Source organism: Spirochaeta lutea (assembly GCF_000758165.1).
GTDB classification, from domain to species: Bacteria; Spirochaetota; Spirochaetia; order DSM-27196; family Salinispiraceae; genus Spirochaeta_D; species Spirochaeta_D lutea.
This window is the reverse complement of record NZ_JNUP01000066.1, coordinates 107,364-127,157: the sequence shown is the minus strand read 5'-3', so window position 1 is coordinate 127,157 and position 19,794 is coordinate 107,364. Positions and strand designations below refer to the sequence as shown.

The window sequence follows — 19,794 nt, the reverse complement described above, 5'->3', positions numbered from 1 at the left end:
CTCCCGTAGTAGAATGGCAACGCTGATTCGCCCCAGGGCTTATTCCCACTTAAAGAGGGCAGAGCTAATAGCCAGGCTGACGCCGGTGAATCCCAGGAGATACAGGATATTGGGGATTAGCTGAGGCAGACCTGCCCCTTCCAGCATGATGCTTCTGGCTCCCTGGATGAAGTGGGTGAGGGGAAAGATTACCGCAGCATTCTGGAGAATTTGCGGCGTTCCCTCCAGACTGAAAAACACCCCGGAGAAGATGATCATGGGAAAGGTGATCAGGTTCATCAACCCGCTGGCGAGTTCCTCGCTTTTTATCCGAGCCGCGAAAATCAGGCCGAGGCTAATCATGGCTACCACACCGAGCATGGTGATGAGAAGCAGGTTCAGGTAGCTGCCCCGCATGGTGAATCCGAGGAAGAGATTGGTGCCGGTGTAAACCACGATGGAGGTGACCACTACAATGAGCAGCCGGCTGGCCATCTGAGCGCTGACAAAACTAAAGGCGGATACGGGTGTTGCTTTCAAGCGTTTAAGCACCCCGTTTTTCCGGTACCGGACTATTACGAAGCCGACCCCGAAAAGGCAGCTGAACATCATGTTCATGCCGATGACCCCGGGAACCAGCCAGTCGACGTACCGGATAGGCTCGCCGCTCACTGCCTGTTCGTTGAACTGGATTGCTGAGGCATTGGAATCACCCTGAATACCCGCTAACAACCGCCTGAGAATTGGACCGTTGGCCGATTGGTCGTTTATGAAGTACTCCCGGGTTTGGAAATCCACCGCCATATCGAGTTGATGCTGCCGGACGAGCTCTACCAGTTCATCGGCGGTTTTTTGGCCGTCATACTTGATGACCTCAATCTGGGGGATGTCTAAGAAATCCTCCATAGCCTGGGGGACGCCGACGTCGGTCTGCGCGGAGGTATCCTGTCTCAGGGTACCGACGGTGAAAAGGGTGTCTTCGCCTCCCGAAAACGCGAAGGCGAACCCTGCGACCAAGACGATGGGGAAGAGGAGGTTCCAGAAAAATGTTCCCCTGTCCCGTAGAAATTCCATGGTGCGGGCCTTAACCATTGCTGAAAAATGTTTCATGACGATCTCCTTACTGTTCTCTGTGTTAGGCCCTGAGAGAGGAGCCGGTCAGTTTGATGAATAGGTCTTCCAGGTTCGGTTTGTGGATGGATAGACCCTCCAGATTAATACCCGCTTCTAGGAGGTGTTTTACCGTGGTATCAAGATTCGATGTTGTTATCGCGACGTGGTCATCCAGAATTTCGGTGTGAGCCAGGGCGCTGAGGCGATCGGGTATGGTGCTATTTCCCTCCCGGGGTATGCGGACTAGAGCACCATCAAAGTGCTTTGCGAGCAACCGCTGGGGGGTGTCCAGTTCTAATACCTTCCCGTGATCCATGATGGCAATCTGGTCGCAGAGGATTTGCGCCTCATCCATGTAGTGGGTTGTGAGTAAGATGGTGGTTTTCTCTTTTTTAATACCCTGGATGAGATCCCAGAAATTTCGCCGGGCCTGGGGGTCTAATCCGGTGGTGGGCTCATCAAGGAAGATCATTTCCGGTTTGGGAATGATGGCCAGTCCCAGGAGCATTCTCTGCCGCTGTCCCCCGGAGAGTTTACGGTTATCCTGTTCCAGGATGTCTTCCAGGGAGCAGAGGCGTATTACCTCATCCATGGGTCTGGGATTGGGATAGAACGCCGAGAAGAGTTCCAGGGTCTCCCGGACGGTAATAAATTCCGGGAGTGCGGTGGACTGAAACTGAATACCGATGCGTTCCCGAAACCGCGTATCAAGTTCCTTTCCCCGAAAAGTTATCTGACCGGCGGTTGGGGTCAGTATGCCTTCCATCATCTCGATGGTTGTTGTTTTACCCGCCCCGTTGGGACCGAGCAAACCGAAACAGATCCCCTCAGGGATGGAAAAATCTATGGAATCAACGGCCCGGATGGTTCCGTAATCCTTGGTGAGGCCGCGTATGGTCATTATATCGCTCATGGTATGCAAAATATGCACAGAAATTCATAGAGGCAAGAAATACCTTCGTGGGCTTACAAGCCCGGAACGAAGAGCGGCCAATCGGGATGCTCCCACCACCAATGATCCTCCATCCGCAGGCGGAGAAACTGGCGTGCCCGGGGAACAAGGCCGTGGACGGGATCTGGTAGCCCCAGGGGGGATCGCTGTTGGCGTCTCCGGGTTTGGGTTGATTGGTAGAGCCTGCCCGAGAGTACTGCCAGGGGGCGCGGATCGTCGGTATGATCCGGTTTGGGGGTCTGGGGTAGACCGGTCCCCGAGGAGGTAAGGTCCTGTCCCTCCGGGGGAACCCCTCCCCCCGAGGCTGTGGCCACCCTCGGGGAGAGTGCTGCCAGGGTTGCAGTATGGCGTATCGCCCGGGTAAGGGACGCCGGACCGGCACTGTCCATTCCAAGGTGCCAGATCATGATGCCTCCGAGACCGCGGGCCAGGGCGTACTCGGTCTTGGCTATGATGGTATTTCTGGAGTTCAGAGCATACCCTTGGAGGGTGTCTTCGGTGGGCATGGCGCCGTACCGGGATATGAGGGTTCGGTAGCTTACTGCCTGACTCCATTGCCGCCCATGGGTAGGAAGACCCCGGGCATAGAAGGGAAGGCCTGCGCTTACCTTCCGGGGGTGAATGCCGGTTCGTGCCACAAAGGAGGAGATATCCCGCTGCATATCTTCCAGGGTGCTGTGGCTGCCGGGATTATCATAGAGCATCAAATGAACAGCAGAGAGCCCGATGCTTGCCTGCCAGGGGATGTTCTGCCATGGACTTACAGCAATAGACAGGCCGTGTTGCTTTTGTCTGAGGTCCTTTGCAAGGGATGATAAAAAACGGCCGTATTCCTCGGTTTCCCAGCCCGATGCGGGCCATTCCCAGTCTATATCGACGCCGTCGAAGGGGCCGGCGGTAAGGGCCTCATCGAGGGATCCACGAAACCGTTCTGCATAGGTTGGGGAGCGTAGAATCCGTCCGAAGCCCTGGTTTGGAGTTGATCCGGCTCCCTCGTGGTCCACTACCCCTAAATAGATGGAAATGCCGAACTTTTCATGCCAGTCCCGGAGTAGAAGCATATCGGATTGGGGAGGCATGGCCACCCTGCCATCCGGCCGGATTCCGATACCGAAGTAAATAATCCGGTCCACCAGCCGCAGATGTTCCTCGGAAATGCGGCCCAGGGCATATCCGGGGGCGTAGGCGGTTACGGTAAAGTGAGAATCCCCGGGTCCTTCCAGACCGGGGGAAACCGCGAGGTTGCTTCCCGGGGATAGATCGGCGGCCCCGGCGGTTCCAGCCAGAACACAGAACATGAGCGTAAGGAGTGTTTTCATACCCTTCTCTTTCATAGAGGTTGTTCGTTTTGTAGACAGATTTTGTGGAACCGGTACCGGAAGCACTGTTTATGCGGTTCGGCCGGTCGGGCCGACGGGGCTTTGGGTTCCAAATCTGTTCTATCGCTTCGTGAGTCTGCAAAACTGGGGATGAAAAAGCGTACAACGTATGATGCGGCAGTCACGTTTTTAATTCCCGCGGAATATACCCAGTTTTTTCCATCCTGGCAACCCCCCGCAGCTAGGTGGGTTGGAACGCGCTCTCCTGGGAGCGTAGCTTCTCCGCGTCTCTTGCCCGGCGGCGGAAAGGGCAGTAGGTTTCTGGTATGGATATTTCGTGTAAGGTGTTCTCGACTATTCTTGATATTGCCCCGGGGGATTGGAATCCCCTTACCCTGGATATAGCTCACCCCTTTTTTACCTGGTCCTGGCTTGCCAGCCTGGAAGAATCCGGATCCATCGGTCCGCAGACTGGCTGGGATCCCCGCATCATTACGTTGTGGACCTCCGGTGAATCGGGGCCTGTGTTGGTCGCGGCCCTGCCTTTTTACCGGAGAGACACCAGTTGGGGGGAGCTGTTCTTTGATTTCGGCTGGTATGACATTGCCCGGCGCCTCGGCAGTCCCTATGTTCCGAAGCTGGTGGCAACCGTGCCGGCTACTCCGGTTAAGGGGCTAGGGGTTTTAACACGGGGGGATTTGATAGAGCAGGGCAGCGAGGACGAGGTGACGGTTTGGCATACCCTGGTCGACCAGGCTGAAGAGATCGTGGCTGAAGAGAGACTCGCCCAGATCGCATTCTTGTTTTTAGATGACCGGTTCGCAGCATTCCTTAGGGATCGGGGGTACCACCTCTGGGGGCACCACCAATTTATCTGGCAAAACCGGAATTATCCTGACTTTGACAGCTATGTGGAGCAAGTCTTCCGAAAGAATCAGCGCCGGAACATCCGCCGGGAGTGCCGGGTTAACCGGGAGTCCGGATTCTCATTCCGTGCTATACCGGGGGATGAGGCTCCGCCCGAGGCTTGGCAGTCCATGTACCGATTCTACGATAGGACGAATACCCAGTTCGGTCCTATGGCAGCACGGTTCCTGACACCCCGCTTCTTTTCTATCCTGGGGGGATATAAGCCGGAGTATATTTCCCTGCTGGCTGCCTATGGTGATTCCCACCGGGGCGCATCCTCCGGGGGAGCAGCCCCCGGCCGGGAATGGAAAGCGGACCCCGAGGCCATGGCTTTTCTGGGGGATTCCGGTAGGGGATTGTTCGGGCGGTACTGGGGAACGGAGACGGACCGGGGGTTCCTTCATTTCAACCTCTGTTATTACCAGCCCCAGGCCTGGGCCATTGAAAGAGGTATGGAGTTTTTTGATCCCGGGGTGGGATCCATGCATAAGGTACGCCGGGGGTTTGAATCCCGGATGGTGTATTCTGCCCACCGGTTTTCCGATCCGGATATGTCGAACCTTTGGAGCCGGGTCATTCCGGAATTGAACCGGGAAACCCGCATCGCCATCCAGGGATTGAATGCCCAAATGCCGATACGGCGGGAAGCTGGGGAGGCGGGCTTCGGTTACCCCGGGAACCCGGACCAATCCAGTGATAGGGAGGGCCCCCGGGAGAAGGGAGCCGATTAGGCCTGAGTTAAGTACTCTTCGATCTTCCTTTTATCTGATTCCAGAATGTCGGTAAATTCTACTCCTATTTCAAACTCGCCGTTGGGTTTAGCATCGCAGCGGGAGACGATGCCCTCGCATTTTACCAGGCTTTCTTCCGAAGACGGGTCAAGCTGAAACATGGTGAACATTCTGGAACCGACATCCTGGGCGAGATCGGTGAGGCAGGCCAGACCGGTGGTGCTGATATTCAAACCATCCGCGGGAATGAAATCCTCCCTACCCATATCGAGGTGTACAAGCTGGTGGAGCCGGTATCGCGGCGCACGCCGGCGTTCTGTTTCTGTGTTCATATGGTAACTATAGGGTAGTTTTCCGGGAAAATCTACAGGGTCGGACTGGAGGTCATCCCCGGAGGGGTGGCTGGGGTGATGAATCTGGGGGAGGCATTCGAATCACCCTAACACCCGGGCAAAACCACTCTTCTCGGGTTTCCCGGATTACCAGAGAACCAGCCCTCCGTAGGTCACGGCAATCGCACAGACCGTGGGGAGTATGAGCCCAGGTCGGATCCAGGCTACCAGTCCGGCTGCCCCAAGCCCTGCGATACCCGCCCAGGGATTATGAGAGAAGTCGAGGAGGGTGCCGGGCAGAATCAGGGCTCCCAGGGCCGCAGTGGGAAGGTACTCCAGAAAGGTGACCAGTCTGGGGTGAAGGGTTCGGGAACTATGAAAGATCTGGGGGAGGGCGCGGGGGAGGTAGGTTCCTCCGGCCGTGACCAGCATTAACAGTAGTATTTCCCATCTCATGGCATTTCCTCCTGCATCTCCTGTGGATGGGCCGGAGGGGTCCAGAGGGTTGCGGCTCCGGCAGCGATGATCATCGATATGACGAATGCCCACCCTTGGCTGAGGGACAGGCCTAATACCAGGACAGTGTTGAGACCGGCGGCCAGGGCGGCAACCGGGACTATTCTGAGGCTCCGTTTGCTTTCGTCTACCAGGATAGCGGTAAACAGGGCATAGAGGGTAATGACAAAGCTCTCCTGTAGCGCCTGGGGCAGAAACATGCCGAAGTAGGAGCCTGCCAGGGTGCCAGTCACCCAGCCCGACCAGGAGGTGATGATAAGCCCGGTCATAAAGGAACTGCCTAGGGATCGGGGGGAGGGATTAGTTCCCCTCGGGGTTCCCTGGTCTTGTTCCTTGGGTACCACGGCAGCCGGACCTGCCCCGGTATCTGCAGCCGGGGTGCCGACGTACGTCGATGCCAAACTGAAAACCTCATCGGTGATACCGTAGGCGATAAAGGGTTTGATCCAGGAGCGATGCAGATTGAGTTTGGGGGCCAGACTTGCGCTCATGAGAAGGTAGCGCAGGTTGATCATCAGGGCTGCGATTCCGATTTCTCCCAGGGCTGCCCCTGATTGATAGAGGTTCACCGCGATGAATTGGCTTGCACCCGCGAAGTTTGTTACACTGAAGGCAAAGGCTTCAGCTGTTGTCATTCCGGCCTGCCGCGCCAACAGACCGAAGGCGAGGGCAGTGGGGAAGTATCCGATGAACACGGGAATCCCCAGCCTGACGCCGGTGAGAAATGCCTTTTGATTCATGGAGACTACATTACAGCCAAGGAGGCGGGGATGCAATACCGAGCCTATGAGGTTTCTCAGAAATCAGACGGATCCTTCACAGGAGAGATAGTAACCAAGGACACCACAGACCTTCCTGCCGGGGAGGTGCTCATCCGGGTTCACGCAAGCTCTCTGAATTTCAAGGATATGCTCAGTTCCCGGGGAAACCGGGGGGTGACCCGGCAGTATCCCCATGTTCCGGGCATCGATGCTGCCGGGGAGGTCGTGGAGGGATCCGGGGCGGGGTTTGGTCCCGGGGATGAGGTGATCGTGTGCGGATTCGACCTGGGTATGAATACTCCCGGTGGCTTCGGGCAGTACATCCGGGTTCCGGCTGGATGGGTTCTTCCCATGCCTGGGGGCCTGGATGCCCGGACGGCCATGGCCCTGGGCACAGCCGGGCTCACCGCCGGATTATGTATTCATGCCTTGCAGCACTCCTTTGTATTCCCGGATTCCGGACCGGTGCTGGTGACCGGAGCCTCCGGCGGGGTAGGGAGCATAGCCGTCCAGATTCTTTCGAAACTCGGGTACTCCGCGTGGGCCCTGACCCATCACGAATCCCGGGCTGATTGGCTGCGGAGTCTGGGAGCCGAGGGGGTGCTTTTTTGGGATGAATTTGATGCTTCAGGGAACAAGCCCCTGTTACCCCAGGAGTGGGCAGGAGCGGTTGATACCCTCGGGGACTCGGCTCTTACCCGGGTGCTGCGCTCATTGAAGTTCGGGGGAGCTGCTACATCCTGCGGAAACGTCCTTTCCGGTGACCTTCAGATGACTGTGTATCCCTTCATTCTCCGGGGCATCACTCTCCGGGGTATTGCCAGTGCGGACACCCCCCTGGAGCAGAAGCGTAGTATCTGGGAACACCTGGCAACCCAGTGGAGCCTGCCCCAACTCTTGGATCAATGTACCCAGATTCCCTTGGAAGAGGTTGGTTCTTGTCTGAATGCCCTGGAGGCATCCTCCCACCGGGGCCGATTTGTGGTGAACCTATCCTAGGGTACATATTCTTCGGGCCGGCGCGAAGGGCAGCAATTTATTGCATGTTCAGCCCCAACCATGCTACTCTCTGGCGGTAAGCGAGGCGTAACCATGGTCTGTACATTGTCAGAACTGCACCCCGGCGATCAGGCGATTATCCGGGGGTACCATCCGGGAGAACCCGCATACCGCCAGAAACTGCTATCCATGGGGCTGACCCGCGGAACCATCCTACGGGTCCGTAAACTGGCCCCCTTGGGTGATCCCGTGGAAATTGAATCCCGGGGGTTCCGTCTTTCCCTCCGGAAGGCGGAGGCGGCCATTTTGATCCTTGAGAAGGCAGCAGCGACCAATCACCCTGAGAAGCCAGAAGCCTACCATTCCCACCTATCCGAAGAGTAGAATTCCATGAGAAGACGTGAATCGAACCATACCGGACCATCAGACAGGAGTGGCACTACCACCCTTGCCCTGGTAGGGAACCCCAACTGCGGAAAAACCACTATTTTCAACGCCCTGACAGGGGGTAAGCACCGGATCGGGAACTGGCCCGGTGTAACGGTGGAAAAAAAAGAGGGTGTGCTGCGCATGGCAGAACCCGGATTTTTCTTAGCCGAGCCCTTTATCGGCCAGGGGGAGGTCCTGGATATGGGCCATACCCGGAGGCCGCAGTCGGACAAACTAACCGGGCACACCGAGATGCAAATCACCCTGGTAGATCTGCCGGGAATCTACAGTCTCACCGCCCATACCGAGGATGAGCGGGTAGCCCGAAACTACCTGGTGGAGGAACAGCCCGACGGTATCATTAACATCCTGGACGCGAGCAACCTGGAGCGGAATCTCTACCTAACCCTCCAGCTCATTGAGCTGGGCGTACCCCTGATTGTCGTCCTCAATATGATCGATATTAGCCAGGAGCGTGGCATCACCATCGATGCCCGGGGTTTGTCAGCCCGCCTCGGCGTACCGGTCATTCCAGTTCAGGGTACGAATAAGACCCATATCCGCCGGCTGAGCCGGGTTGTTACCGAGCCCCTAACCGTGCCCGACCCGAAGGCTTCGCCGGTGTACAGCCCGGCCTTAGAGGACTGGATCCAGGGGTTTACCCCACTCACAGCGGGGAGCGGAGTTCACACCGGAGATTCCCCGGCCCAGGCTGCCCCGGGTCATCCCCGACGCCCTGGTCCGAGACCCAGGCGTCTGGCTGGGGCATTTCCCGGAGTACCGTCCCCGGATCTGCCGCGGTGGACGGCCCTGCAATTTCTTGAAAACGCCGAATGGATCCAGAGACGGCTCCTGAACCACGGCTACACCCCCCGGGAGGTGGATGCCATGGTTGAGGCCCGGAGATCCTTGGAAGCAACCATGGGAGAGGAAGCGGATATCCTCTCCGCCGACGAGAAGTACCGCATAATCGAGGGGTTAACCCGAGAAACCATTAACCGCACCTCGACCCGGGAAAGCCTCACCGACCGGATAGACCGGATTGTTATGCACCGCCTTTGGGGCATCCCCATCTTCATGGGGGTTATGTACCTGGTATTTTGGGTCACCATCACCCTGGGCAGCGCCTTCATTGATTTTTTTGATCTGGCCCTGGGGGCACTCCTGGTAGAGGGCCTGGGACAGCTGCTTTGGAGCATAGGAAGTCCCCAGTGGCTCACGGAAATCCTCGCCAACGGTATCGGAAGCGGATTGCAGACCGTTGGAACCTTTATTCCCATTATCTTTTTTATGTTTTTCATGCTGTCAATCTTGGAAGACTCGGGGTACATGGCCCGGGCGGCCTTCGTGATGGATCGATTTATGCAGTTCCTGGGGCTGCCCGGAAAGGCCTTCATCCCGATGATCGTGGGATTCGGGTGTACGGTTCCGGGAATAATGGGTACCCGTACCCTAGAATCCACCAAGGACCGGTACACAACCATTTTCATGACCCCCTTTATGTCCTGCGGCGCCCGGCTTCCCGTGTACGCCCTCTTCGTTGCTGCATTATTCCCCCGCTCCTCGGGATCGGTGGTCTTTTCTATCTACCTGGTTGGCATAATCCTCGCGGTCCTTACGGGAATCCTTCTCAAACATACCCTGTTTCGGGGGGCTAGTTCCCACTTTGTCATGGAGCTTCCGCCCTACCATGCTCCCCGGTTGGGATACGTGGTGGGGAATAGCCTGGACCGGGTTAAATCATTCGTCATCCGGGCGGGATCGGTGATCGCCCTGGCAGTAGCGGTGCTGTCCCTGCTGAACTCCCTGGCGGTGGGGCCCGGGGGGATGAGCTTCGGCAACCAGGACAGTGAGGATTCACTGCTCAGTGTAACCAGCAGGGCCATTACCCCCGTCTTTGCACCCATGGGTATCGAGTCCGAGAATTGGCCTGCCACGGTCGGACTATTCACCGGGGTGTTTGCGAAGGAAGCCATCGTCGGCACCCTGAACAGTCTCTATGCCCAGGATTCCGCCACAGACGGACGGAGCGGGGCAAGTCCCCAGGCGCCCTTTGATACCGGGCATTCCCTGGGTGACCGCCTTCTGGAGGCTGTCGTGAGTATACCCATAAATCTTGCCGGCATCCTGGAGGCTTTGCTGGATCCCCTGGGCTTCTCCGCCCTGAGCCAGCCCCGGGAGGATGAACAGACCAAGATTACCACCGGCCGCCTTGCCCGCATGTTTACCCCGGCAAGCGGCTACGCCTATCTGCTCTTTGTGCTGATCTATACGCCCTGCTTGGCAGCCATGGGTGCTGCGATCCGGGAGATGGGTCGGCTGCGTGGATTGGGGCTCGGGGGCTACCTTCTGGTACTGGCCTGGGCGGTGGCGGTGCTGTTTTATCAGGTTTTTGAGGGGGGAGATGTAGGGTGGATTCTAACGAGCCTGGGTCTCATGGCGGGCATGGTGGTGCTGTTTTGGCTTGCCGGACGCTCCTCCTCCGGATTCCGTCCCCAGGGGATCGGTTCGTGAGTACCCGGGTTCCGCCTTTACCCCAGGGTCCGGACCCTCAATCCCGGCCCCTGGCGGTCATCCGGGCCTATCTCACCCGGCACGGAGAGGCCTGCTTTCGTCAGATCATGGTGGACTGCGGCCTATCCAGGGCCTTGGCCCAGGCCGGGTTGGATCAACTCATACGTATGGGCCGGGTGGAGGGGGTTACCGGTCTGCCCGACAACTCCCAGGGATGCCATGCGGGGTGCTGTAGCTCCACCCCTACCTCCCGGCAGACACCATTCTCCCGAGAGGCTGGGGTTGTATACCGGGTTATTCGGTCTCGGGACTACTCGTGTAGCTGAATCGGACTACCGTTTCTATGTGAGGAGTGTGGGGGGCCATGTCCACTGGCTGAATTTCGTCGATAGAGTACCGGCCGCCCTGGGGCAATGGCTGGGTCAACAGTGCTGCATCCCGGCCGAGGCTTTCGGGATTGCAGCTCACGTATACGATCCGTTTCGGTTTCGCATCCCGAAGGCGTTGAACAACCTGGGGATGCATTCCTGCCCGGGGAGGATCGGTCACTACAATATCCGGCCACCCGTGGGTATCAAAAAACTCCCGGGTAAGCAGATCCTTCATATCCCCTGCATAGAACCCTGCGTTGGTAATACCGTTTTCAGTGCAACTCCGCCGGGCAGCGGTAACAGCTTCCTCGACATACTCGAGGCCGATCACCTCCCGGGCAGAACCGGCGAGGTAGGCCGCGATGGTTCCGGTGCCTGTATATAAATCGTATACCAGATCACCGGCTGGGTCTGGAGCCGCATACCGCAATGCGAGGTCATAGAGCCGGGGGGTCTGGGGGATATTTGTTTGAAAGAAGCTGCCCGGTCCAATGTGGAAATCAAGATCTCCCAGGGTTTCACGAATCCACTCCTCCCCCCAGAGGTTGCGCATCTCTAAATCCGCGTAGGAATCATTGAGTTTACTATTGGTAATACCGTATATCGACCGAATACGGGGAAACTCCGCGGTGAGTCGATCCACGAAGTCCTGCTCCAGGTTCGGACGGTGGTCCCCGGTAATCAAGATTACGAGAAACTGGCCCTGACTGTTATTGCGAATCACCAGGGTTCTCAGGTAGCCCTGATGGGTTTTATGATCGTAGAAGGACAGGTGATGCTGGTAAGCCCAATCCCGTACCCAGTTCCGGATGGCACTGGCTTCGGTCGTTTGAAGATGGCATTCCCGGATGTCGGTGACCCTTCCGGGATAACCGGGAACAAAGAAGCCCAGGGCTCGGGGGTCCGTTTTGGTATGGTCTTCCCCGGGGCCTTCAAGCTCCTGGTTATCCAACCAACGCCGGGATGAGAAGCTGTATTCCATTTTATTGCGGTACTCCCACACCGACGGGCTGGGCAGAGTAGGGTTTACCTCGGGAATCTGAATCCCCGAAGAAGGAAGATGGCGGGTTAGGGCCTGGACTACCATGGTGTGTTTCCATTCGAGCTGAATCGGATAGGGTACATGCTGCCATCGGCATCCCCCGCAGGTTCCGAAGTGGGGGCATGGGGCGGGGATACGGTAGTCCGCGCTTTGAACCAGGTCGGTCACCTGCCCCTGGGCGAACCCCTTTTTTTTTCTCCTTCCCAGATTAATGTGAACCACATCCCCGGGTACCGCCTGGCGTGAATCCAATTCCACGAATTTTTCTCGGGGATTACCCTCCGCATCCTGGGAAGGAACGGTGCATAGGGAATTTCCCCCGGGGCTGATGTCGATTACCCTGCAATTTTCATAGCTGCGAATCTTTTTTCTCATGGGGCTATGCTACCATACCTGGCCCTCATCTGGTACACTCCCAACCATGAATCCACTGTTAGAATACCTTTCAGGCTTCGTCACACCCCAACGCTGGCAGACCATGCTCGACGTTTTAGAACATCGTAGCCGATACATTACCGTCGTATTAGAGGATATATTCCAACCCCACAACGCCTCGGCTGTTCTGAGAAGCTGTGACGCCTTCGGTGTCCAGGACGTCCATATCATTGAGAATCGAAACCGGTACCGGGTTAACCCTGATGTGGAACTGGGCACAAGCCAATGGCTTAACCTCCAGCGGTATCATGGAAACCCGGAGCCGGATGGCAACGGCAATACCCGTGATGCCCTTCTGAGCCTAAAGAAACAGGGATACCGGATTATTGCTACCGCTCCCTCCCGGGATGCCTTGGAGCTTTCCCAGCTGCCCCTGGAAGACGGGCCGGTTGCCCTGGTTTTCGGTACCGAGCTTACCGGGCTGAGTGAAACAGCATTTGAACTCGCAGACCAATCACTCCGGATACCCATGTATGGATTTGTTGAAAGCTTTAATATTTCGGTGAGTGCAGCTCTTTGTTTATACGATGTTACGACCAGACTACGGCAGTCCTCCCTTCCGTGGAAGCTGGACGAGCACCAACGGGCGGAGATTCTCCATGCCTGGCTTCGACGAAGTATAAAAAAATGGGAGGTTATTGAAGCATCTTTTAAAGAACAGTAAAAACAAGCCGCGGGACTTTCTTCGCGGTATACAAATTCCATAATCCTGGGTACACTAATGGGAAGAGTGATTTCTTTGCTGTGGTAAGAGACTCTAATAGCAACATAGTGCGCCAAAGCTTGGAAAATGCAAGTAAAATATTGGCGGATTTTGCATCTGGTGGGTGTCGATGGACCTTGCCCGGAACCTAGGCTGGTCTGATAGGACAGGATTTTGTGATCAGAGCAAAAGTAAGAACGTTGGATAGGACTATTAATGGGTTTGCTGAGCATCTCCCAGCTAATGCATAAGCTGGACGGACAAGAGGATATTCGCCAGGTAGTTATGGATCTGCTGGAAGAGATCAAACAACTTCGGGCAGACAAGCGGGGGCTTCTTACCCGGACCCAGGAGCTTTTGCAGGTTATTGATGAACAGACCCGGCGCAGTAATGAACTACGCAGCCGCATGGAAATCAATCCCAAAACGGGCCTGCCGAACCATCTGCGGATGGACAAGGAGATTGCCCATTTCTTCGGTAATCAGAGCCCGGAAAAACCCCAGCGTTCCGGTGCCTTCCTGTTGGTGCGCCTAGATAAAAACTACGATACCGTCCAGCGGACTCTAAAACCCCAGATGAGTGAGTGGATTCTGTACCAGCTCGGTGAGCGAATGCGGACCATGTTTCGGGATCGCTACGTATTTCATACCCGGGAGAGTGAGTTCCTCATTCTCGTAGAGGGCAGCTACAATACCAAGACCATCGAAAAAATTGCCCGGGCATTACGCCGGGAGATTCACCAACCGCATATTTTTACGGGATACAATGTACATATCGGCTGTACCGTGGGAATAAGTCTTTTTCCCGATCACGGCTACAGCAAAAGCTACCTCTTACAGAATGCGGATATCGCCCTCCAACATGCCTTGGATCAGGACACCGGGATCGGAATTTACCACGAGGGCATGAGGGACCAGGTTGTAGAGCGCATGGATCTGCAGAATTCCATTATCAAGGCCCTGGAGCACCAGGCCATTAAGGAGATGGATAAGCAATTTGATATGTACTATCAGCCTATTGTCTCAGTGCTCAAGGAGGGTACCGAGTTCGTCGTGCAAAGGGTATTTGCCGAAGCGCTGATCCGGTGGCATCATCCCCGGTTGGGATTAGTTAGTCCCGGAATGTTCATCCCCCTGGCGGAAGAAACCGGCCTGATCATTCCCATCGGAAATTGGGTGCTGTATACCGTGGCCCGTCACCTGGATCAGTGGTTTGCCCAGGAACTCCCCCTGGGGGGTGTTTCTATAAATCTCTCTCCCCGGCAGTTCAGAACAGAGGATGTCGTGGAGAATATCCGGCGCATCCTGGATAACCATAGTTTTCCGCCGGACAAACTCTGGTTAGAGATAACCGAGAGCACATTGATTGAAGAACCCATGCGGATTATCAGTCTCATGCAGAAACTCCATAACAAGGGAATCCGATTTGCTGTGGATGACTTCGGCACCGGCTATTCCAGCCTCTCCTACGTACACCGGATGCCCGTCGGGCACCTGAAAATCGATCAATCCTTTATTAAAAAGGTTACCGATGATGCAAAAAGTCAGGCTATCGTCCGGACCATTATTGCTATGGCCAAGGAACTGGGATTTGACGCCATCGCCGAGGGGGTGGAAACCAAGGAACAGGCTGAGTTCCTCTATAACGAGGGTGTACGGATCTTTCAAGGCTACTTTTTTGCCCGACCGATGCCTGCGGAGGATTTCCTTGTTTACCTGGAACAGCAGAGCGACCAGGCCGGATCCCGCCCTCCGGAGGATTCTGAAACCGCCTCGCCGATACCGGATCCCCAGGTTTGACCCGGACAATGGCTCCCCAGTATCGGTTCCCTTCCAAACCGTTGAATGCGCCCCAAGCTATGTGTTTCGACATGGACGGGCTACTCATCGACAGCGAGGCCCTCGCCCTGGAGCAATGGTCTAAGGCTGCCGAGGATCTGGGGCATCCCATACCCCGGGAGCTCATGGTCAAGGCCATTGGCCGCAGCGATCAGCAGACTAAAGAACTATTCCTATCGATCCTGGGTCCGGATTACCCCTATGACCGGGTTTTGGACCTTCGGTTTGATTATACCAAAACCTATTACGCTTCCCGGGGGGTACCCGTTAAACCGGGTGTCCAAACCCTCTTGGACTGGGCTCAGAGCCGTGGAATCACCCTGGGGGTGGCAACCTCAACCCAAAATCCCTATGCTGCCGCAAAGCTTGAATCCTCCGGGTTATCCGGATTTTTCGCCCGGATCGTCACAGGGGATCAGGTGCGGCATAATAAACCAGATCCTGAAATATACCTGACCCTGTGCCGCAGGCTGGGGGTGTCTCCCGGAGACGCCCTGGGCTTGGAGGATTCCCAAAGCGGGCTTCTCGCTGCCCAGGCTGCTGGTCTCGGGGTGATTCACGTACCCGATCTTGGACCCGTGGAATCCTGGGTTCGGGACCGGTGTCTTGCGGTACTTCCCCGCCCGGATGCCCTAATTCCCTACATTTCCGAGGCCTAACACCCACGAGCGGGATCATTTTTATGGTCTTTTCTTAAAAAAAACCGCAGGTATCCACAAAAAAGTTGTTAAAACCTATTGATAAAGTGAATCTCTGCGGTATACCATTTAGCACCCTATATATTAAGAAAGGAGCGTCATTCATGTTGAAGAGTGCGCAGTTAGCAATTAGTTACATCGGTATGAGTGTTGGTGATGTGAACGCGGCACGCTGCGTATACGGGCATGATGCGGACGTTCCAAGGGGACACCTTCTCTTGATGAAACCCTAGAGGTTCATCAGCCCGGCTCCAGATCTTGGAGACTGGGTAATCGCATCCACCTATTACACAGTTTCGCCGTCTCACTATCCAGACTCAGGTTCGGTTTGGCTACCGTTCCGGGCTATGTATTGGATTCAATACATTCAACCCGGCTGTGCATGGGCCCTGCACCCGGTAACCAGGAATAATGCCGTACCTGCAGAACCTGTGTCCCCGGGTATCCGGGGAAGCCCGGGTAGAGCATCCTTCAAATGGTATTCGTGAAGCTTGCTGAATGGAATCAGCAATGGAAGACAAAAGAGAATTGTTATGAACAACCTACAAAAAATTTGGAACATGATGAAGGGATACCGGCTCATGTACGGTGTAGCCATCTTATTCATGGGATTCGGGGCGATTTTCGCCTACTACAGCCCCCTCATTCTCCGGGCAACCATCGACTCGGTGATTGGCACGGAAGCATTCTCCGGGCGGCGGGAGATTATCTGGCTTTTTACCGCCCTAGGCGGACGGGAGGTCCTCTCACAGCGGTTGTGGATACCCGGAATTTTGCTGGTTTCCTCCGCGCTGGTTCAGGGTATATTCGTATTCCTATCGGGGTACCTGGCTGCTAAGGCCAGCGAGGGTTCCGCCCGGGACCTCAGGAATCGCCTCTACCATCACCTACAGTATCTGCCCTTCGCATACCATGCCCGGAGTGAAAAGGGTGATCTGCTGCAGAGGTGTACCAGCGATGTGGATACGGTGCGGAAGTTTTTGGCCCTGCAGCTGGTACAGGTGGGAAATGCCATATTTCTCGTTACCGTCAGTTTGGTGGTGACCTTCCAGGTGCATGTGGAGTTAGCCTGGGTAGCCATGCCCATTATTCCCCTGGCGACGGTGGCCAGTATCCTGTTCTTCGGAAAGATTCAGAGTTCTTTTCGTCGCAGCGATGAGGCTGAGGCTGCTCTGACCAGCATGGTTCAGGAACATCTTACCGGCATCCGGGTTGTACGGGCCTTTGGTCGGGAGGGGTACGAATACGGCCGCTTCAGGGCATTAAATGAGGACTACCGCCGGGTAACGATGCGGCTTATCCAGTGGTTCGCAGCCTTCTGGGCCAGTACGGACATTATGAGTTTGACCCAGGTCTTGGCTGTTATCTGTGTGGGAACCCTCTGGGCCGTCCAGGGGACGGTCACCATTGGAACCCTCATCTTATTTGTTTCGTCGGTCTGGATGATTTTATGGCCGGTGCGGCAGATGGGGCGTGTTTTGGTGGACATGGGGAAGGCCTTTGTTGCCATGGAGCGTATTCAGGAAATTCTAGACCAGGAGCCTGAGTCCATGAATCCCCAGGGAATTCGCCAGAAACTGACGGGAGCCATTGAGTTCAAGGGGGTAAGCCTTGAGTATGAACCGGGAAGCCCCGTATTACAGGATCTGAATTTCACCATAGAGTCCGGTCAGACGGTGGGAATCCTGGGACATACCGGCTCAGGAAAAACGAGCCTGGTGGGTTTGATCGCGGGGTTTTACGCCCCTACCCAGGGAAGTATCAGTATAGATGGGGTGCCACTCCAGGATTTTGACAAGGCATGGTTACGACGCCAGGTGAGTCTGGTGCTCCAAGAGCCCTTTCTCTATGCCAAAACCATTAAGAGGAATATCGGGGTTGGAGCTCGGAATATCAGCGAGGTTGAGATCTTTGAGGCTGCCCGAGATGCTTCCATCCACCAGTCCATCGTGGATTTCGAGGCGGGATATGATACCCCGGTGGGTGAGCGCGGGGTAACCCTTTCGGGTGGACAAAAACAGCGGGTGGCTATTGCCAGGGCTCTGGTGGCCCAGGCGCCGATTCTCATATTCGACGATAGCCTATCAGCTCTGGATACCGAAACCGACCGGGCTGTACAGGAGGCGATCCGTAAACGCGCCTCCGACCGGACGGTGATGCTTATCAGTCATCGGTTGTCGACCCTGATGAAGGCCGATCTGGTCTTGGTCATGGAGAACGGACGGCTTGTGGAGCAGGGCAGTCCTGCACAGCTTCTGGAGCATGACGGCTTGTTCTCAAGACTTCATGCTCTCCAGAACCAAGGAATAGAGGTGTAAACTATGGAAGGCAGACGAAAAAAGAGAAAACAAACCAAGCAGCCCTTCGTTCGAAGGCTGCTTCCCTTCCTCAGGCCATACCGCCTGCAAACGGCGGCCCTGGGGTTGGTGATGATCATGGTCGGAGGTATCGATGCTACCTTCGCCCTCTGGACACAACAAGCGGTGGACCGGTTTATCGTACCGGGAACCATCCAAGGCCTAGAAGGATTTATTATCGGCTTTTTGGCTGTGGTATTGTGGCAGGGAATAAACGTCCTGGCGCTGATCATGCTCGCTGGATACTTGGAGATGGCAATTATGCACGATCTTCGAAACCGGAGTTTCCGGCATCTCCAGGATCTGGAACTGAATTACTTTAATAAGACCCCTGGCGGCTGGCTCATGAGCCGGCTAACCAGTGATATCCAGAAGATCGGTCAGACCATTAGCTGGGGCTTCGTAGATATTGTTTGGGGTTTCACTACCATCACCGGGATTGTGGTGATTATGCTGGTTCTGAACTGGCAGCTTGCCCTGGTGACCCTGTCGGTTGTTCCCCTCTTGGTATGGATCAGCCGGTTTTTTCAGACAAAAATCCTACGCTCCCAGCGTCTGGTCCGGCGTACCAACAGCAGGCTCACCGCCAGCTATAACGAGGGACTCATGGGGGCGGCAACCACAAAGAGTCTGAGCCGCGAGCAGGATGCCTGTGATGAATTTGCCCACTATACCCGGCGTATGGACTTCATGAGTGTAAAAAGCGCTCTGTTTTCAAGCCTGTATCAGCCGGTGGTGGTGGTGTTCGGGGCTATCGGTACCGCCTTAGCCCTGTGGAACGGTGGTATCCGGGTGAATATGGAGATAATCACCTTCGGGACATTGGCGGCCTTTCTCTCCTACACAGCCCAGTTTTTCGATCCCTTACGGGAGTTGGCGAGGGTGTTCAGCGAGCTGCAGTCCGCCCGGGCTGCAGGAGAGCGGGTATTTAACCTGCTGGAGACCGAGGCGAAGATAACCGACAGCCAGGAAATCATCCAGCGCTACGGCGATACAATCACCCCAAAATACCAGGCCTGGCCCAAGCTTCGGGGAGAGATCGAGTTCAAGGATGTCAGTTTTACCTATGAGAAGGGCGAACAGGTGTTAGAACACTTCAATCTTCGGGTTGAGTCCGGACAGACCATCGCCCTCGTCGGGGCAACCGGTTCGGGGAAAAGCACCATAGTGAATCTTGTATGCCGGTTCTTTGAACCCAGCTCCGGTCGGATTCTGATCGACGGCCGGGACTACCATGAATATGGACAGGCCTGCCTTCACGGGAACCTGGGTTATGTACTGCAGAGTCCCCAGCTTTTTAGCGGGAGTATTCGGGATAACATACGGTACGGGCGGCTGGATGCGACGGACCAGGAGATTGAAGAAGCGGCTAAAACCGCCATGGCTCATGAGTTTATTGTCCAGCTTCCCAAGGGGTATGATACTCCGGTCGGCGAGGAAGGCGGTTTATTGTCCACGGGACAGAAACAGCTCATCAGCTTCGCCCGAGCGGTCCTGGCTGATCCTGCATTGCTTATTCTCGATGAAGCTACCAGCTCCATCGATACTGAGACCGAACTGCTGATTCAGCAGGCTATTCAGAAGGTTCTCAGTCATAGGACGAGTTTTGTTATTGCCCACCGGCTTTCAACCATTGTGGATGCTGACAGAATTCTTGTGATCGACAAGGGGCGGATTATGGAGGACGGAACCCACCGGGAGCTGATGGCCGCCGAGGGTATATACCACCGGTTGTACCGCAATCAATTTATTGAAGAGAAAGAGCGGGTTCTTCTTTCCTAAAATGGGCGAAAAA

17 protein-coding genes are annotated in these 19,794 nt (G+C 55.7%); 10 read left to right on the top strand and 7 right to left on the bottom strand.

Going from position 1 to position 19,794, the window contains the following annotated elements; genetic code table 11:
- Positions 1-39: 39 nt before the first annotated feature.
- Genes DC28_RS11165 through DC28_RS11155 form a run of 3 tightly spaced genes read right to left on the bottom strand, consistent with a single transcriptional unit; the run spans position 40 to position 3,363 of the window.
- Positions 40-1,089, bottom strand: coding sequence for an ABC transporter permease (locus tag DC28_RS11165; protein ID WP_037548633.1), 1,050 nt, complete (start codon positions 1,087-1,089; stop codon positions 40-42).
- 25 nt (positions 1,090-1,114) lie between these two features.
- On the bottom strand, positions 1,115-2,005 hold the full coding sequence (locus tag DC28_RS11160; RefSeq protein ID WP_037548786.1) for an ABC transporter ATP-binding protein: 891 nt from the start codon (positions 2,003-2,005) through the stop codon (positions 1,115-1,117).
- Positions 2,006-2,058: 53 nt separating this feature from the next.
- On the bottom strand, positions 2,059-3,363 hold the full coding sequence (locus DC28_RS11155; protein WP_162180231.1) for a glycoside hydrolase family 18 protein: 1,305 nt from the start codon (positions 3,361-3,363) through the stop codon (positions 2,059-2,061).
- A 326-nt stretch (positions 3,364-3,689) separates the two neighbouring features.
- Between DC28_RS11155 and DC28_RS11150 the strand changes: the two genes are divergently transcribed.
- Positions 3,690-5,003 (top strand): peptidogalycan biosysnthesis protein, encoded by a 1,314-nt coding sequence (locus DC28_RS11150; RefSeq protein WP_037548630.1) that lies wholly within the window; start codon positions 3,690-3,692, stop codon positions 5,001-5,003.
- Here DC28_RS11150 and DC28_RS11145 read toward each other — a convergent pair.
- The 3 genes from DC28_RS11145 to DC28_RS11135 form a co-directional block, all read right to left on the bottom strand.
- Positions 5,000-5,335: a PilZ domain-containing protein gene (locus DC28_RS11145; protein ID WP_037548628.1), complete on the bottom strand. Its 336-nt coding sequence runs from the start codon at positions 5,333-5,335 to the stop codon at positions 5,000-5,002. The genes DC28_RS11150 and DC28_RS11145 overlap by 4 nt on opposite strands.
- A 147-nt stretch (positions 5,336-5,482) precedes the next feature.
- Positions 5,483-5,791, bottom strand: a complete 309-nt coding sequence (locus DC28_RS11140) for an AzlD domain-containing protein (RefSeq protein ID WP_037548626.1) — start codon at positions 5,789-5,791, stop codon at positions 5,483-5,485.
- Entirely contained in the window at positions 5,788-6,591 is an 804-nt protein-coding gene (locus DC28_RS11135) for an AzlC family ABC transporter permease (RefSeq protein WP_037548625.1), read from the bottom strand. The genes DC28_RS11140 and DC28_RS11135 overlap by 4 nt, the downstream gene beginning before the upstream one ends.
- Before the next feature lie 30 nt (positions 6,592-6,621).
- Between DC28_RS11135 and DC28_RS11130 the strand changes: the two genes are divergently transcribed.
- The 4 genes from DC28_RS11130 to DC28_RS11115 all read left to right on the top strand — a co-directional run bounded on the left by DC28_RS11130 (position 6,622) and on the right by DC28_RS11115 (position 10,880).
- Positions 6,622-7,611 (top strand): YhdH/YhfP family quinone oxidoreductase, encoded by a 990-nt coding sequence (locus DC28_RS11130; protein WP_037548623.1) that lies wholly within the window; start codon positions 6,622-6,624, stop codon positions 7,609-7,611.
- 93 nt (positions 7,612-7,704) lie between these two features.
- Positions 7,705-7,995 (top strand): FeoA family protein, encoded by a 291-nt coding sequence (locus DC28_RS11125; protein WP_052078799.1) that lies wholly within the window; start codon positions 7,705-7,707, stop codon positions 7,993-7,995.
- Positions 7,996-8,001: 6 nt separating this feature from the next.
- On the top strand, positions 8,002-10,554 hold the full coding sequence (gene feoB / locus DC28_RS11120) for a ferrous iron transport protein B (RefSeq protein WP_052078798.1): 2,553 nt from the start codon (positions 8,002-8,004) through the stop codon (positions 10,552-10,554).
- Positions 10,551-10,880 carry a FeoC-like transcriptional regulator gene (locus DC28_RS11115; protein ID WP_037548621.1) on the top strand — a complete coding sequence of 110 codons (330 nt, stop codon included), beginning with the start codon at positions 10,551-10,553 and terminating at the stop codon, positions 10,878-10,880. Before feoB ends, DC28_RS11115 begins: the two co-directional genes overlap by 4 nt.
- Here DC28_RS11115 and rlmD read toward each other — a convergent pair.
- On the bottom strand, positions 10,849-12,342 hold the full coding sequence (gene rlmD, locus DC28_RS11110; protein ID WP_052078797.1) for a 23S rRNA (uracil(1939)-C(5))-methyltransferase RlmD: 1,494 nt from the start codon (positions 12,340-12,342) through the stop codon (positions 10,849-10,851). The genes DC28_RS11115 and rlmD overlap by 32 nt on opposite strands.
- A gap of 46 nt (positions 12,343-12,388) precedes the next feature.
- On the opposite strand from rlmD, the gene DC28_RS11105 reads away from it, so the two are divergent.
- The 5 genes from DC28_RS11105 to DC28_RS11085 all read left to right on the top strand — a co-directional run bounded on the left by DC28_RS11105 (position 12,389) and on the right by DC28_RS11085 (position 19,781).
- Entirely contained in the window at positions 12,389-13,066 is a 678-nt protein-coding gene (locus tag DC28_RS11105; protein WP_037548619.1) for a TrmH family RNA methyltransferase, read from the top strand.
- Positions 13,067-13,321: 255 nt separating this feature from the next.
- Complete coding sequence (locus tag DC28_RS11100) at positions 13,322-14,905, top strand: putative bifunctional diguanylate cyclase/phosphodiesterase (protein ID WP_052078796.1); 1,584 nt, start codon at positions 13,322-13,324, stop codon at positions 14,903-14,905.
- 8 nt (positions 14,906-14,913) lie between these two features.
- Positions 14,914-15,603 (top strand): HAD family hydrolase, encoded by a 690-nt coding sequence (locus tag DC28_RS11095; protein ID WP_037548777.1) that lies wholly within the window; start codon positions 14,914-14,916, stop codon positions 15,601-15,603.
- Between the two features lie 572 nt (positions 15,604-16,175).
- Positions 16,176-17,960 carry an ABC transporter ATP-binding protein gene (locus DC28_RS11090; protein WP_037548617.1) on the top strand — a complete coding sequence of 595 codons (1,785 nt, stop codon included), beginning with the start codon at positions 16,176-16,178 and terminating at the stop codon, positions 17,958-17,960.
- Between the two features lie 3 nt (positions 17,961-17,963).
- Entirely contained in the window at positions 17,964-19,781 is a 1,818-nt protein-coding gene (locus DC28_RS11085; protein ID WP_037548615.1) for an ABC transporter ATP-binding protein, read from the top strand.
- The last annotated feature ends 13 nt before the right edge of the window (positions 19,782-19,794 follow it).